Source organism: Pseudomonas flavescens, from assembly GCF_013408425.1.
GTDB classification, from domain to species: Bacteria; Pseudomonadota; Gammaproteobacteria; order Pseudomonadales; family Pseudomonadaceae; genus Aquipseudomonas; species Aquipseudomonas fulva_A.
In genome coordinates this window covers 5169017-5183952 of record NZ_JACBYV010000001.1, presented here as the reverse complement: position 1 = coordinate 5183952, position 14936 = coordinate 5169017, and the positions used below count along the sequence as shown (strand labels likewise).

Annotated in this window: 12 protein-coding genes; 7 read left to right on the top strand and 5 right to left on the bottom strand. The window is 62.4% G+C overall.

Annotated features, from left to right (window positions below; genetic code table 11):
- The first annotated feature begins 29 nt into the window (after positions 1-29).
- From FHR27_RS23150 to aguA, 4 genes are all read left to right on the top strand, one after another.
- A complete protein-coding gene (locus tag FHR27_RS23150; RefSeq protein ID WP_042552411.1) occupies positions 30-1094 on the top strand; it encodes a polyamine ABC transporter substrate-binding protein in 1065 nt (354 codons plus the stop codon).
- On the top strand, positions 1095-1718 hold the full coding sequence (locus FHR27_RS23145) for a TetR/AcrR family transcriptional regulator (RefSeq protein WP_042552412.1): 624 nt from the start codon (positions 1095-1097) through the stop codon (positions 1716-1718).
- A 294-nt stretch (positions 1719-2012) separates the two neighbouring features.
- Positions 2013-2891: an N-carbamoylputrescine amidase gene (gene aguB / locus FHR27_RS23140; protein WP_042552413.1), complete on the top strand. Its 879-nt coding sequence runs from the start codon at positions 2013-2015 to the stop codon at positions 2889-2891.
- 44 nt (positions 2892-2935) lie between these two features.
- A complete protein-coding gene (gene aguA / locus FHR27_RS23135; protein WP_179539666.1) occupies positions 2936-4045 on the top strand; it encodes an agmatine deiminase in 1110 nt (369 codons plus the stop codon).
- Between the two features lie 96 nt (positions 4046-4141).
- On the opposite strand, the gene FHR27_RS23130 is transcribed toward aguA, so the two are convergent.
- The 3 genes from FHR27_RS23130 to desA all read right to left on the bottom strand — a co-directional run bounded on the left by FHR27_RS23130 (position 4142) and on the right by desA (position 8253).
- Entirely contained in the window at positions 4142-5515 is a 1374-nt protein-coding gene (locus FHR27_RS23130) for an OprD family porin (RefSeq protein ID WP_042552415.1), read from the bottom strand.
- 431 nt (positions 5516-5946) lie between these two features.
- Positions 5947-6912, bottom strand: a complete 966-nt coding sequence (locus tag FHR27_RS23125; RefSeq protein WP_042552416.1) for a GGDEF domain-containing protein — start codon at positions 6910-6912, stop codon at positions 5947-5949.
- Positions 6913-7068: 156 nt separating this feature from the next.
- Positions 7069-8253 carry a delta-9 fatty acid desaturase DesA gene (gene desA, locus FHR27_RS23120; protein ID WP_179540146.1) on the bottom strand — a complete coding sequence of 395 codons (1185 nt, stop codon included), beginning with the start codon at positions 8251-8253 and terminating at the stop codon, positions 7069-7071.
- A gap of 163 nt (positions 8254-8416) precedes the next feature.
- Here desA and dibA point away from each other — a divergent pair, with 163 nt between their 5' ends.
- Positions 8417-10678, top strand: a complete 2262-nt coding sequence (gene dibA, locus FHR27_RS23115) for a phosphodiesterase DibA (protein ID WP_042552418.1) — start codon at positions 8417-8419, stop codon at positions 10676-10678.
- Between the two features lie 79 nt (positions 10679-10757).
- Here dibA and FHR27_RS23110 read toward each other — a convergent pair whose 3' ends face one another.
- A complete protein-coding gene (locus FHR27_RS23110; protein WP_179539665.1) occupies positions 10758-11435 on the bottom strand; it encodes a glutathione S-transferase N-terminal domain-containing protein in 678 nt (225 codons plus the stop codon).
- Positions 11436-11713: 278 nt separating this feature from the next.
- Between FHR27_RS23110 and yccS the strand changes: the two genes are divergently transcribed.
- Positions 11714-13897 (top strand): YccS family putative transporter, encoded by a 2184-nt coding sequence (gene yccS / locus FHR27_RS23105; protein ID WP_042552420.1) that lies wholly within the window; start codon positions 11714-11716, stop codon positions 13895-13897.
- Positions 13897-14379, top strand: coding sequence for a GreA/GreB family elongation factor (locus FHR27_RS23100; RefSeq protein ID WP_179539664.1), 483 nt, complete (start codon positions 13897-13899; stop codon positions 14377-14379). Before yccS ends, FHR27_RS23100 begins: the two co-directional genes overlap by 1 nt.
- A gap of 15 nt (positions 14380-14394) precedes the next feature.
- Here FHR27_RS23100 and FHR27_RS23095 read toward each other — a convergent pair whose 3' ends face one another.
- Positions 14395-14901 (bottom strand): M48 metallopeptidase family protein, encoded by a 507-nt coding sequence (locus FHR27_RS23095; protein WP_042552422.1) that lies wholly within the window; start codon positions 14899-14901, stop codon positions 14395-14397.
- Between the last annotated feature and the right edge of the window lie 35 nt (positions 14902-14936).

Sequence of the window (14936 nt, the reverse complement as noted above, 5' to 3'; positions counted from 1 at the left end):
CGGCGTCATTGCCAACCAGGATGACTGCAATGATCCGTCGTTTCGCCCCCCTGTTACTGGCCCTCAGCCCGCTCTTCGCAACGGCTGCAGATGGCGACAGCATTCGCGTCTACAACTGGAACGATTACATCGCCCCCGAGGTGCTGGAACGTTTTCAGAGAGAAACCGGTATCGCCGTCGACTACCGTACGTTCAGCACCGCCGAAGAACTCGACGCCGTGCTGGCCAGCGGCGAACCTGTCGATATTGCCGTGCCCTCGCACAACAACCTGCCCGCACTGCTCGCAGCTGGCCGCCTGCAACCGCTGGACTTCAGCAAGCTGCCCAATCGCAAGCACCTGGACAGGGAGTTGCTGACCAAGCTGGCAGCGGTCGACGCCGACAACCTTCATGCGGTGCCATACCTGTGGGGCGCCGTAGGCCTGGCGATCAACCAGCCCAAGGCCGAAGCGGCGTATGGCGGGCCGTTGCCACAAAGCTGGAGCCTGCTGTTCGACCCGGCTCAGAGCGCCCGCTTGAAAAGCTGTGGCGTCAGCACCCTGGACGCGCCGGAAGAAGTGATGTCGGTACTGTTCAACTATCAGGGCCGTAGCCTCGCCCGTGCAGCCCCCGCCCGTATCAAGCGTGCAGGCGAACTGCTGCAGCAGGTGCGTGCGAACCTGCGCTACGTGGACAGCGAGCGCTATATCGACGACCTCGACAACGGCAACCTGTGCATGGCGCTGGCCTGGGTCGGTGACGCCCTGGGTGCAGCCAGAAATGGCCAACCGGTCAAATTCGTGATCCCAGAAGAAGGCTCGGTGCTGTTCATCGACAATCTGGTGATTCCGAGCAACGCCCCTCATCCGGACCTGGCCCACAGATTCATCGACTACCTGATGCGCCCGGAAGTCGCCGCGCAGATCACTCGTGAAACCCTCTACCCCAGCGGTAACGCCGATGCCCGCCAGTTTCTCGACAGCAGCCTGAGCAATGAACCGGCGCTCTATCCGGACACCGAGCTGAAACGCCGCCTGCATGTGCTGGAAACACTGCCAGCCAAACAGACCGAAGTGCGTGAAGCGGTGTGGAAGCGCTTTCGTGACGGTGCCTGAATGAGCGCACGCAAACCCCGCGCCAGCAGCCAGGCGCGCATCGAACTGATTCTCGCGGCAGCCCGCACCCTGCTAGCAGAGCAGGGCGTCGCGGCCCTGTCGATCTATACCGTTGCCGAGCGCGCCGCCATCGCGCCCTCCTCGGTCTACCATTTCTTTCCCAGCGTCCCTGCTCTGCTGCAGGCGCTGACTGCCGACGTGCATGGCGCCTTCCGTGCATGCCTGCAGGAGCCCATCGACGCCACGACACTGCAAGGCTGGCGCGACCTCTCGCGCATCGTCGAACAGCGCATGCTGACGATCTACGCCAATGACGCTGCCGCGCGGCAGTTGATCCTCGCCCAGCATGGGCTGAGCGAGGTGACCCAGGCAGATCGTCAGCACGACATCGAACTCGGCAAGCAGATGCAGGCACTGTTCGAACGGCATTTCGAGCTGCCTTCCCTGCCGGAGGATATCGACGTATTCACCCTGGCGATGGAACTGGGCGATCGCGTCTATGCCCGCTCCATACAGCAGCACGGCCACATCACCCCGCGTCTCGGCGAAGAGGGTATGCGCGTGTTCGATGCCTATCTGAGCCTGTACCTGCCGCCCTATCTACGCAAACGAACGACGGTCTGACCCCCATCGCGAAAGGAGGCGACCTAGCGAGCACCTCATCAGGCGCCCGCGCAACGTTCGCCAGCCCTCTCGCCCAGACCGGGGGTGAAGAGATGGACGACCAATAAAAACCAGATACTTATCCGCAAAAAAGTCTATAAAAATATGAGAATTTTACTAAAACCCTATTAATGCGGATTTTTATCGAATATAAACAGCAGGCAGCACTGGAAAGGTTCCAGCGCACTCACCCATCTGTCTCGACACGTCTGCCAAGGTTCCGACCTTGCGAACCGCGTCCTCTGGAGGTCGTTCATGTCCCGTTCCGTTACCGTTGCCGCTACCCAGATGGCCTGCTCCTGGGATACTGCAGCGAACATCGCCAACGCCGAAAAGCAGGTACGTGAGGCAGCGGCCAAGGGCGCCCAGATCATTCTGCTGCAGGAACTGTTCGAAACGCCGTACTTCTGCCAGAAGCCCAACCCCGACTATCTGCAGTTGGCCAGGCGGGTCGAAGACAACCCGGCAATCGCGCACTTTCAGAAGATCGCCAGAGAGTTGCAGGTGGTATTGCCGATCAGCATCTATGAACTGGCCGGGCGAGCACGCTTCAACAGCATCGTGGTGATCGATGCCGACGGCAAGAACCTCGGTATTTATCGGAAAAGCCACATCCCGGACGGCCCCGGCTACCACGAGAAGTACTATTTCAATCCCGGCGACACCGGTTTCAAGGTATGGGACACCCGCTACGCCAGGATCGGCGTGGGCATCTGCTGGGATCAGTGGTTCCCGGAAAGCGCGCGGGCCATGGCCCTGCTGGGCGCGGAGATACTCTTCTACCCGACCGCCATCGGCAGCGAGCCCCACGACGCCAGTATCCTCTCCCGCGATCACTGGCAACGGGTGCAGCAAGGCCACGCCGGCGCCAACCTGATGCCGCTGATCGCCAGCAACCGGATCGGCGTCGAAGAACAGGATGGCTACAGCATCACGTTCTATGGCTCGTCCTTCATCGCCAATCAGTTCGGCGAAAAGGTCGAAGAACTGAACGAGAGCGAAGAAGGTGTACGGGTGCACAGCTTCGATCTCGACCAACTGGAGCAGGTGCGCAGCGCCTGGGGCACTTTCCGTGATCGCCGCGCGGATCTCTACGGCCCGCTGAAAACCCTGGATGGCACCCTGGCCTCCTGATCCTGTCCTCTTTTATCGACCGACTTCCGCTACGGAGCAATGCCATGACCACCCTCACCTCCACACCACGCGCCGATGGCTTTCGCATGCCAGCTGAATGGGAGCCCCACAGCCAGACCTGGATGGTCTGGCCAGAGAGGCCGGACAACTGGCGCCTGGGCGGCAAGCCAGCACAGCATGCGTTCACTGCCGTGGCCAGGGCCATCGCAGAATTCGAGCCAGTGACCGTCTGCGTTTCCGCCGGACAATACGAGAATGCCAGCGCGCACCTGCAGCACGAGCGCATTCGGGTGGTGGAAATGACTACCGATGACGCTTGGGTACGCGACACCGGTCCGACCTTCGTGACCAGCGCGAATGGCGAGTTGCGGGGGGTCGACTGGGGCTTCAACGCCTGGGGCGGCTTCGAGGGCGGCCTGTACTTCCCCTGGCTGCGCGATGACCAGGTGGCCAGCAAGATTCTTGGCCTGGAAGGCCGCGATCGTTATCGTACCGAGGGCTTCGTGCTCGAAGGCGGCTCGATCCATGTCGACGGCGAGGGCACGCTGATCACCACCGAAGAGTGTCTGCTCAACCACAACCGCAACCCGCACCTGAACCGCGAGCAAATCGAAGCCGTGCTGGCCGATCACCTGGCCATCGACACCGTCATCTGGCTGCCGGACGGCCTGTTCAACGACGAGACCGACGGCCACGTCGACAATTTCTGCTGCTACGTACGCCCGGGCGAAGTGCTACTGGCCTGGACCGACGACCAGCAAAACCCCAATTATCCACGCTGCCAGGCGGCCCTGCGCGTGCTGGAGAACACCCGCGACGCCAAGGGCCGCGCCCTGACCGTACACAAGATGCCGATCCCAGGCCCGCTCTATGCGAGCGAAGAAGAATGCGCCGGAGTCGACCGCGTACTGGGTAGCCAGGAACGCAGCCCGGATGTGCGCCTGGCCGGATCCTACGTGAACTTCCTGATCGTCAACGGCGGCATCGTCGCGCCGAGTTTCGATGATCCCAAGGATCAGGAAGCCAAAGCCATCCTCGAGCGCCTGTTCCCCGAGCACCGTGTGGTCATGGTCCCGGGCCGCGAGATCCTGCTGGGCGGCGGCAACATTCACTGCATCACGCAGCAGCAACCGGCAGTCCGGAGCGCGGGCTGACGGCTACTCTCGGCGCCCAGACAAGCAAAAGCCCGGAACCAGTCCGGGCTTTTGCTTCGAGACGAGCCGCCGCGTGGTGCGGCTCGGCATTGCGGCTTAGAGCAGCGGGATGCTGTAGCTGACGATCAGGCGGTTCTGATCGGCATCGGCGTTCGCCACTTCGGAACGCAGCGAAGCGTTACGCCAGGCGAAACCAAGGCCTTTCATGGCGCCGTCCTGCAGCACGTAGCTGACGGTCAGGTCGCGTTCCCACTCTTTCAGGTCGCCAGTGGCCGACTTGATGTTGTCGCCTTTCATGTACAGCACGTTGGCAGTCAGGCCAGGAACGCCGATCTTGCCGAAGTCGTAGCCGTACTGGGTGATCCAGGTGCGCTCGCCAGCACGACCGAAGTTGGTGATCTGACGGTCGGTGATCAGGTAGGTGGTGGAACCGCCCTGGCCTGGGATCGAACCCTGGTTCAACTGGATGAAGTTGCTGTCACCGGAAACCTGCTGGTAACCGGCGCTCAGCGCATGGCCTTCCAGGCTGTAGGTGAAGAACGCGCTCCAGGTGCGGTTGTCCACTTCGCCGAAGCTGGAGTTGGTGTTACCACCATTCCAGAAGCCTGAGCCACGGTAGCCGTCAGCACGACCGGCAGCACTGCCGTTCTTGCCGTCGGAGCCGGTGTCGAAGTAACGCAGGTCGGACTTCAGCGAGCCGGCACCCAGTGCCAGGGTGTGGGTCAGGCCCAGGAAGTGCTGCTTGTAGAAATCGTCCAGATTGCCGTAGTAGTACTGAACCAGCAGATCCTTGTTGATCTTGTAGTCGGCACCAGCGTAATAGAACTTGTTGCTGTCCGCGCCAACGCCTGCACCGGCAATGGCCAGCGAATCGGCATTGCTCGAGGTACGACCTTTGGCGTGCTCCAGCTGACCGGCAACCAGCGTCAGGTTGTCGATTTCATTGGAGGTGATCTGCGCGCCTTCGAAGGTCTGCGGGATCAGACGACCGTCGTTGAAGGTCACGACTGGCAGCTTCGGCTGCAGGGTACCGACATGCGCCACGGTCTTGGAGACGCGAATCTTGCCGGTCAGACCCAGGCTGCTGAACTCGTCACGGGCACTGCCATCGCTTTCCAGCGGGAACAGTGCGCTAGGAGTACGGGACTGGCCAACCTTACCGCCACGACCGCCGCCATCCAGACGTACGCCCAGCAGACCCAGCGCATCCACACCCACGCCGACGGTGCCTTCGGTGAAGCCCGACTGCAGGTTCAGCTGGAACGCCTGGCCCCACTCACGCACCTGACCGCTGTGGGCGTTGGCAACACCGACTTCACCCTGGCTTTCACGGTTGTCGTTGTCGAAATAGAAGTTACGCAGATCCAGTTTGGCGGTGCTGTCTTCGATAAAGGCAGCGTTTGCGACGTTGCCCAGGGTCAGACCCAGAGTGCCGGCGGCTACGGCCAGCGCCAGGGAAGCTTTTTTCATCGTGATCTCTCCAGTGTCTTTTCTTTTATTGGTGCAACACATCGGTCTGATGGGCGATGCCGCCAGGGGCTCAAAATCAGCCGAATTCAGGGCACGACCGTCGGTTACCAGGCAGCCAGACTGACGCCACAGGTAGTTTCAACGGCAGCACGAATGCGCTCAGGAATGAAGATGTATCGGTTGGAACTGAAGACGAAGGCGAAGGAAAAACGGCATCGTTCGATTCTCTGCATTGTTATTGTCGGCCACAGTCGGGCCGTTGCTGATGAATCTAGCACAGCAGGTTGCGTGCCATGGACGACTAAAGTCGCATAACACTCAACATTTCAATATGTTGCCAATATTGGCAAGAGAACCAGCGGTCACTCACGCACCAAAATGAGCGATTAACCGCCGATTGAGAGACAGAATAAGGCGGTTTTCCGCCAAATTCAGCTGGTGACGATCTGATTCTTGCCCTGGCGTTTGGCCTGATACATGGCGGCATCCGCCCGCGCGTAGAGCACATCGAGGCCTGGATCACCACTGCGCAGCGAGGTCAGCCCCTGACTGACGGTGATGCCGAAGGCGTGCCCCTCATGATTGAAGGCCAGACGCTGAATTTCACGCTGCAGGCGCTGGGCGATCTGCGCTGCCAGCTCCGGCTCACAGCCCGGGAACAGTGCGGCGAACTCTTCTCCGCCAATACGCCCGAACAGATCGCCGCGGCGCAGCACCGAACTGGCGCAGTTAGCCAGTTGCTGGAGCACCTGATCCCCGACCTGGTGACCATAATTGTCATTTATGTGCTTGAAGTCGTCGAGGTCCAGCAGCAGGAATGCCAGGGGCTGCCCCTGATCGCGGGCCAGTTCGAATTCGCTCTGCGCACACTCGAAGAAGTGCCGGCGGTTGCTGCTCTGGGTCAGCACGTCGGTGGTGGCCAGGCGATGCAGCTCGCCTTCCAGCTGCTTCTTCTCGGTGATGTCTTCAGCGATACCGAAAATGATCGGCGAAGCCAGGCTGTCACTGTGGCGGCCGATGAAGCACTTGTCACTGAGCCAACGGATTTCGCCATCGGCCCTGATGATCCGGTACTCGCGGGCTTCCACTGCACCGGTTTCCAGCACCTTGGCCATGCTCTCGGCGGCGAACTCCAGGTCATCGGGGTAGATGCTGTTGAGCCATTCGCCGTAGTCGGCAAGCAGCAGCCCAGCCGAACGCCCGAAGATCAGCTCGTAAGCCGGGCTGACGTAGGTGATTTGCTGAGACTCCCAATCGAATGCCCAGAGCACTGCGTTGACGCTGCCCAGCAAGGTACTGAACAACTGCTCGCGCTCACGCAAGCGGGTGCCTTCCGCGCGGCTGTGCAGCAGCGCGAGGGTCAGCTCTTCCAGGTCGATAGTGCCAAGTTCATCCATATACCGATCCAGAGCAGGGCCTTTTGATTGCGGTGGGGCTGCCGAACAGGATCAAAAAAGCCCGCCTAACGGCGGGCTTCCTGTGGCAACCGGGTCAATGCTATGACCCTGGGGGCTCTGAGCGGTTCACAACTGCGTGTGCGAATGCGTGCCAGGTCACACTGTGGCAGGTCGCAACGAGTAGGTTTTGAGCTGCTCGGCGAAATCGCGAAGGGACTGAATGCCACTGGCTTCGGCATCCTGTACCCAATGCTTCATCGCCTCGAGCATGTCGTGACCATTGGCACTGGTCTTGGCCCAGATCTGCTGCAGCGCCAGGCGCTTCTCGTAGATGACCTTGAGCGCCTGACTGTGCGCCAGCATGGCATCGATATGGACCTGCTGCTTGTCCTGCAGCAGGCTCGGCTCCCGCGACAACAGGCGCTTGGCGCGGCGGAACTGGTGTCGGACCGACTCGTCGGCCTTGGCCAGTTCCTGCTTGACCAGCGGGCCGATCACCAACTTGCGGTACTGGGCCATGATCTGGAAGCGGTTGTTGAGAATCGCCATGGCGGTGTCCATATCCAGAATGCCCTTGCCAGGCACCCGATGCGCGATCGGCGCGACACGCTGCACCTTGGCCAGACGCAGGAAGCTGAACAGGCGTATCCACGCCCACCCCATGTCGAACTCCCAGCGCTTGACCGACAGCTTGGCCGAATTGGGATAGGTGTGGTGGTTGTTGTGCAACTCTTCGCCGCCAACGATGATGCCCCAGGGCACCAGATTGGTGGCCGCGTCGCGGCACTCGAAATTGCGGTAGCCGACCGCATGGCCAAGGCCGTTGATGACGCCTGCGGCCCAGAACGGAATCCACATCATCTGGATCGCCCAGACGGTGAGACCCAGTGCGCCGAACAGCGCCACATCGATGATCATCATCAGGGCGATGCCACCCATGGGGAAGCGCGAGTAGACCTTGCGTTCGACCCAGTCATCCGGGCAGTTCTTGCCATAGATACGCAGGGTGTCCTGATTCTTCGCCTCTTCGGCGTACAATTCGGCACCTTTGCGCATGACCGTGCCCAGCCCTTTGACCACCGGGCTGTGGGGGTCTTCAGCGGTTTCGCACTTGGCGTGGTGCTTGCGATGGATGGCCGTCCACTCGCGGGTGTTCATGGCGGTGGTCAGCCACAGCCAGAAACGGAAGAAATGCTTGAGCGCAGGATGCAGCTCCAGGGAGCGGTGCGCCGAGTAACGATGCAGATAGACCGTTACACTGACGATGGTGACGTGGGTCATCAGCAAGGTGACGATGATGAGTTGCCAGACCGACAGGTCGAGTAAACCGTTGTACCACATGGGCAGGGGTACCTCTTGCAGGGAAAGACGCGTGCGGCCGACAGACCGCTTACGCATTATCGCCCTCATCGGGTGGAAAACCACTTGGTCTTTTGGCTGAGGATGTTACAACGGTGGCACCAAGCGTCGCCCCTACCCGCAACAAAGAACCGAATCACCCGTTATGAGTACTCGCCAAGGCGCATTGCGCCTGACTTTGAACTACCTGCTGGCAGCCGGGCTGTGGATCGTCTTCAGCGATCTGCTGCTGGCATCGCTGGGCCTGACTGTCCGACAGACGGAGCAGATTCAGGTCTGGAAAGGCCTGATCTTCGTGCTGCTGACCAGCGTCCTGCTCTACGTGACCATACGCCGTCATCTCGAGCGGCAGGCGCGTATCGGCACGGCCCTGCACGCCAGCGAAGAGCGCCTCAGCCTGGCCCTGTCGGCGACCGAAGATGGTCTCTGGGATTGGGATCTGCGTAACCAGAGCGTCTTCTACTCGGCCGGTTATCACGCACTGCTGGGCATGAAGGATGGCGAACTGAGCGCTGATCGCGACCAGTGGATGCAACTGCTGCATCCTGACGACAGACCGCATTACCAGCGCGTTCTCGCCGATATCATGCAGGCGACCAGCGATACCTCGTACGAGAACACCTACCGCCTGCGCCATCGAGACGGCAGCTATCGCTGGGTGCTGTCCCACGGCCGCCTGCAACTGGACGCCCAGGGTAGACCGGAACGCTTCATCGGCACCGTAAGGGATATCACCCAGCGACGCGCCGACGCCGAGAGCCTGCGCCAGGCCGCTGCGGTTTTCGAAGCCACCCAGGAGGGTGTGCTGGTCACCGATGCACGGCAGAACATCGTGCACATCAACCCGGCGTTCAGCCGGATCACCGGTTACAGCGAAGCGGAAATCCTCGGCAAGCACCCGACACTGCTGAAGTCCGGCCGCCACGACGCCGCCTTCTACCAGCATCTCTGGCATACCCTGCAGACCCAGGGCACCTGGAGTGGTGAAGTCTGGAACCGTCGCAAGAACGGTGAAATCTACCCGCAGTGGCAGTGCATCCGCGCCATCCACGATGACAACGGCCTGCTCGGCCACTATGTCGCGGTATTCTCCGACATCACCGTCCTCAAGCATTCCCAGCACGAACTGGACCACCTCGCCCACCACGATCCACTGAGCAATCTGCCCAATCGCCTGCTCTTCACCGAACGTGTCGAGCATGCGCTGGAGCGAGCACAGAGCGAAGCGGACAGAGGCGCGGTACTGGTGGTCGACCTGGACCACTTCAAGCACATCAACGAGAGCCTGGGCCACAACGTCGGTGACCTGCTGCTCAAGGCCACCGGCGAACGCCTGGCCAGCCAGCTCGGCAAAGGCACCACACTGGCGCGCCTGGGCGGCGACGAGTTCGGCCTGCTCAGTGAAGACTGCACGCAGGCCGAGCAGGCCGCTCACCTGGCGCAACGCCTGATCGACTGTCTCAACGAGCCCTTCATACTCGATGGACAGGAGCTGTTCATCTCCGCCAGCGTTGGTATCTGCCTGTATCCGGATGACGCGCAAACCGTCGAACAGGTGCTGCGCAACGTGGACTCCGCCCTGTTCAAGGCCAAGAGCAGCGGCCGCGAAGGGTTCGCCTTCTATGACCAGGAACAGACCGAATACGCCCGGCACCGTGTGGAACTGGTCGCCGGCATGCGCCATGCGCTCGACAACGAGGAACTGCGCGTGCATTACCAGCCGCTGCGCTGCCTGACCGACGGGCGCATGATCGGGGTCGAGGCGCTGGTGCGCTGGCAGCATCCGCAGCGCGGCCTGGTACCTCCGGGCGAGTTCATTCCGATCGCCGAGGACAGCGGCATGATCAGCGCCATCGATGCCTGGGTACTCGATCATGCCTGCCGGCAAATGGTCAGTTGGCGTGCAGCGGGAAGCACGCTGCAGTTCGTCGCGGTGAACATTTCCAGTCGCCTGTTCAGCCGTGGTGAACTCGATCAGCGGGTCGCGCAGGTGCTTGCGGACACGGGGCTGCCAGCCCAATGCCTGGAGCTGGAAGTGACCGAGAGCGCGGTGATGGACGACCCGGACCAGGCCCAGGCGCTGCTCGAGCGCTTGCGCAGTCTGGGCGTACGCCTGGCCATCGACGACTTCGGTACCGGTTACAGCTCACTGGCACGCCTCAAGCGCCTGCCAGTGCAAAAGCTCAAGCTCGATCAGAGCTTCGTCGCCGGCCTGCCCCATGACAAGGACGACCGAGCGATCACCCGCGCCGTCATCGCCCTCGCTCACAGCATGGAAATGAAAGTGCTCGCCGAAGGCGTTGAGCGCGGTGAACAGCAGGACTACCTGCGCCAGCTCGGCTGCGACTACGCCCAGGGCTACTTCATCGGCCGCCCCGTGCCCGCTGACGTGCTGGAACAGACGTAGCGATGGCTAACCCGAGGAGCCCAGTCGACGGTGCCGGGCTCGCCACGCATGCAGCGCCCGGAGGCGCTGCCAGGCCGGCTCAGAAGAGCGCTTTGCGCGCTTCGCTGCTGAGCACGTCTTCGGGGCGCTGGGAAATTGCCTCGGCAACCTGATAGGCGCGCTGCACCGCAGAGCGGTTGCCCATGCGCGCCAGCCAGGCGGCCATGTTGGGGAAATCTTCGAGGCGCTGGCGCTGCAGCTCCCAGCCTTTGGCCCAGGGATAAATGGCGATGTCCGCTATCGAATAATCGCCCGCCACGTATTCCCGCCCCTCGAGCTGACGATCCAGAACCCCGTACAGGCGGGCGGTCTCCTTGACGTAGCGGTCGATGGCGTAAGGAATCTCCTCAGGCGCGAAACGCACGAAGTGATGATTCTGTCCGGCCATCGGCCCCAGGCCGCCCATCTGCCAGTGCAGCCATTGCTGAACCTCGACGCGCAGCCGCGGCTGCAGCGGCATGAACCGCCCGACCTTGTCGGCCAGATACTCGAGAATCGCACCGGACTCGAATACCGAGATCGGCTCACCGCCATCACTGGGGTTGTTGTCGACGATGGCGGGAATCCGGTTGTTCGGCGACAGTTTCAGGAAGTGCGGCTCGAACTGCTGGCCGGCACCGATATTCACCGGGTGTACGTTGTAGTCCAGGCCGCTTTCCTCGAGAAAGATACTGATCTTGTGGCCGTTGGGGGTCGTCCAGTAGTGAAGGTCGATCATGGGGCGCTCCTGTCGATCGGGCTTGCAGCTGCACGGCAGCTGCCGATTGCAATGGGTAGAGCTTGGAGCCGGACCGCCAGCGCAGAGTTCAGGCCCGGTGACCTGCGCGGCCCACACGCCGTCCAGCATGCCTGTCGATGCCGTGACGAGCAGCGATACTTTTAACTTGATGGCGCGAACCGCCTCTCGCCCTGCACACTCCAAGCGAGGCACAATCGAAGCGCCGCATGCCGATGGCTGCGGTTCAGTCCATTCACCCGCGAAGGTCGCCAACCCGGATGTCGTCCCCCTCCCTGCGCCACTCCCTGCGTCGTCTCTGGGCAATGGACAAGTTCAGCTACAGCCTGCGGGTGTTCATCGCCCTGGGCGGCAGCCTGGCGCTGTGCTGGTATCAGGGCTGGATGCACAGCCTGATACCGCTGTTCCTCGGTGTGATCGCCAGTGCCCTGGCGGAAACCGACGACAGTTGGCAGGGCCGTTTGACCGCGCTGCTGGTGACCCTGGGCTGCTTCAGCGCCGCGGCCTATACGGTGGAGTTCCTGTTCCCCTACCCCTGGTTGTTCGTCAGCGCCCTGGCCCTGTCGGCGTTCTCTCTGACCATGCTGGGTGCCCTGGGAGAACGCTTCGCGACGCTTGGCTCGGCGACGCTGATCCTCGCCGTGTACAGCATGATCGGCGTGGAGCAGCGCGGCGGCATCGCCGGGCTGTGGCTGGAGCCGTTGCTGCTGGTCGCCGGCGCCGCCTGGTACGGCGTACTGTCGGTGCTGTGGCACGCCTTGTTCGCCCATCAGCCGGTGCAGCACAGCCTGGCGCGCCTGTTCCGGGAACTGGGCCTGTACCTCAAGCTCAAGGCGGCGCTGTTCGAACCCTTGCGCCAGCTCGACGTGGAAGCCCGCCGCCTGGCTCTCGCCAAGCAGAACGGGCGCGTGGTGGCGGCGCTCAACGCGACCAAGGAAATCATCCTTCATCGGGTCGGCAACGGCCGCCCGGGGCCTAAAGTCAGCCGCTACCTGAAGCTGTACTTTCTCGCCCAGGACATCCACGAGCGCGCCAGCTCTTCGCACTATCCGTACAACGCCCTGGCCGAAGCGTTCTTCCACAGCGACGTGATGTTCCGCTGTCAGCGCCTGCTGCGCCTGCATGGCAAGGCTTGCCACGCCCTGGCCCAGGCCATCGAACTGCGTCAGCCGTTCGAGTATGGCGAGCAGCACGGTCAGGCCCTGGCCGATCTGCAGGCCTCGCTGGAGCACCTGCGCATCCAGAGCAACCCCGCTTGGCGCCACCTGCTGCGCTCGCTCGGCGCCCTGGCGGGCAACCTCGGTACCCTCGACCGCCTGCTGGGCAGCGCCAGCAACCCCGATGCCCTGGCCGAGGAACAGGACAGCTCTCTGCTCGACCGCGAGCCACAATCACTGCGTGACGTCTGGGAACGCATCCGTCTGCAGCTCACCCCCACGTCACTGCTGTTCCGTCATGCCCTGCGCCTGTCCATCGCCCTGGCTGCCGGCTACGGCGTGCTGCACTGGATTCATCCGACCCAGGGCTACTGGATTCTGCTGACCACCCTGTTCGTCTGTCAGCCCAACTACGGCGCCACGCGGATGAAGCTGGTGCAGCGCATCATCGGCACCGTGCTCGGCCTGCTGCTGGGCTGGGCATTGATCGACCTGTTCCCGGCGCCGCTGATCCAGGCGTTCTTCGCCGTCGCAGCCGGCGTGGTGTTCTTCGCCACCCGTTCGAGCCGCTACACCGTGGCGACGGCGGCCATCACCCTGCTGGTGCTGTTCTGCTTCAATCAGGTGGGCGACGGCTACGGGCTGATCCTGCCGCGTCTGTTCGATACCCTGCTCGGCAGCCTGATCGCCGGCCTCGCGGTATTCCTGATCCTGCCGGACTGGCAGGGCCGTCGCCTGAATCGCGTGGTCGCCAACACCCTGAGCTGCAACAGCACCTACCTGAGGCAGATCATTCGCCAGTACGCCGAGGGCAAGCGCGACGACCTCGCCTACCGCCTGGCCCGCCGCAACGCCCACAACGCCGACGCGGCGCTGTCCACCACCCTTGGCAACATGCTCATGGAGCCCGGGCATTTCCGTAAGGAAGCGGATATCGGCTTCCGCTTTCTGGTGCTCTCGCACACCCTGCTCAGCTACCTCTCGGGCCTCGGCGCACACCGCGGCGAAGCCCTGCTGGCCGACGAGCAGAGCGAGCTGCTGAGTAGCGCCGGGCGCATCGCCGAAAGCCTCGACGAAATCGCTCGCGGCCTCAACGAACAGAGCCCGATAGCCATTCAAAGCGATAGCGAGGAACAGCTGGCCGCCGCCCTGGAGCAGATACCGGAGGAGCTGGAAGACGCGCAGCGGCTGGTACAGACCCAGCTGTCACTGATCGCCCGGCAGCTCGCACCATTGCGCACGCTGGCCGTTCACCTGCTGAAGAATCGTCCCAAGGCGACTACATGATGGACAAGCAACCCATCGTCCAGCAGGTCATCGAGCAGTTGTCTGCCGACCTGCTGGCCGCCGAACAGGCGGCGCGGGTCGCCCACGAAACGGCGACCCACGAAGAGAACATCGCAGAAAACAAGTACGACACCCTGGGCCTGGAGGCTGCCTACCTGGCGGCCGGGCAGGCACGCCGGGTGGAAGAAATCGGCCAGAGCCTGCGGGCCTGGCGGCAGTTGCAACTGCGCCCCTACGACGCGGCACTGGGTATCCGCCTTGCCGCTCTGGTACTGCTCGCCGACGACGATGGCCACGAGCAATGGCTGTTTCTCGGCCCCGACGGTGCAGCCATCAAGGTACGCACGGAGCAGCGGGATATCCTTGTACTCAGCCCCAATGCGCCACTGGGCCAGCGCCTGCTGGGGCGTCACCCCGGCGACGAGATCGAGCTGAGGATCGCTGGGCGGGTTCAGCGTCACGAGATCATCGAAGCGCACTGACCAGCTCACGCGGCCTCAGCCCGGGGTGTTCGTCTGCAGATCGCGCCAGGTCAGGTACAGGCGCAGGTCGAACTCCAGTTGCTGGTAGTCCGGCAGCATGTATTCGCAGAGCTTGTAGAACGCCTTGTTGTGGTCGCTTTCCTTCAGATGCGCCAGTTCGTGCACCACGATCATCTGCAGGAACTGCGGTGCGGCATCGCGAAACAGCGAGGCCACACGAATCTCTTTCTTGGCCTTGAGCTTGCCGCCCTGCACCCGCGAGATGGTGGTATGCAGGCCAAGGGCACGATGGGTCAGGTCGAGGCGATTGTCGAACAGCACCTTGTCGATGGCAGGCGCGTTCTTCAAGTGCTCCTGCTTGAGCGCCATGACGTAGGCGTACAGCGCCTTGTCGCTCTGGATCGCATGGCGCCCCTCGTAACGCTGCGCGAGGTAATCGCCCAGGCGCTCACCGGCGATCATCTGACGCACCTGCTCCTGCAGCGAGACGGGATAACCCTGGAGATACTTCAGTGGTGTCATGACGGTTCACGAATCAGGGCGGGCTTCGAATTATG

Coding starts and splice junctions, on each gene's coding strand:
- FHR27_RS23150 (WP_042552411.1), top strand. CDS start 30: ATGATCCGTCGTTTCGCCCCCCTGTTACTGGCCCTCAGCCCGCTCTTC.
- FHR27_RS23145 (WP_042552412.1), top strand. CDS start 1,095: ATGAGCGCACGCAAACCCCGCGCCAGCAGCCAGGCGCGCATCGAACTG.
- aguB (WP_042552413.1), top strand. CDS start 2,013: ATGTCCCGTTCCGTTACCGTTGCCGCTACCCAGATGGCCTGCTCCTGG.
- aguA (WP_179539666.1), top strand. CDS start 2,936: ATGACCACCCTCACCTCCACACCACGCGCCGATGGCTTTCGCATGCCA.
- FHR27_RS23130 (WP_042552415.1), bottom strand. CDS start 5,515: ATGAAAAAAGCTTCCCTGGCGCTGGCCGTAGCCGCCGGCACTCTGGGT.
- FHR27_RS23125 (WP_042552416.1), bottom strand. CDS start 6,912: ATGGATGAACTTGGCACTATCGACCTGGAAGAGCTGACCCTCGCGCTG.
- desA (WP_179540146.1), bottom strand. CDS start 8,253: ATGTGGTACAACGGTTTACTCGACCTGTCGGTCTGGCAACTCATCATC.
- dibA (WP_042552418.1), top strand. CDS start 8,417: ATGAGTACTCGCCAAGGCGCATTGCGCCTGACTTTGAACTACCTGCTG.
- FHR27_RS23110 (WP_179539665.1), bottom strand. CDS start 11,435: ATGATCGACCTTCACTACTGGACGACCCCCAACGGCCACAAGATCAGT.
- yccS (WP_042552420.1), top strand. CDS start 11,714: ATGTCGTCCCCCTCCCTGCGCCACTCCCTGCGTCGTCTCTGGGCAATG.
- FHR27_RS23100 (WP_179539664.1), top strand. CDS start 13,897: ATGGACAAGCAACCCATCGTCCAGCAGGTCATCGAGCAGTTGTCTGCC.
- FHR27_RS23095 (WP_042552422.1), bottom strand. CDS start 14,901: ATGACACCACTGAAGTATCTCCAGGGTTATCCCGTCTCGCTGCAGGAG.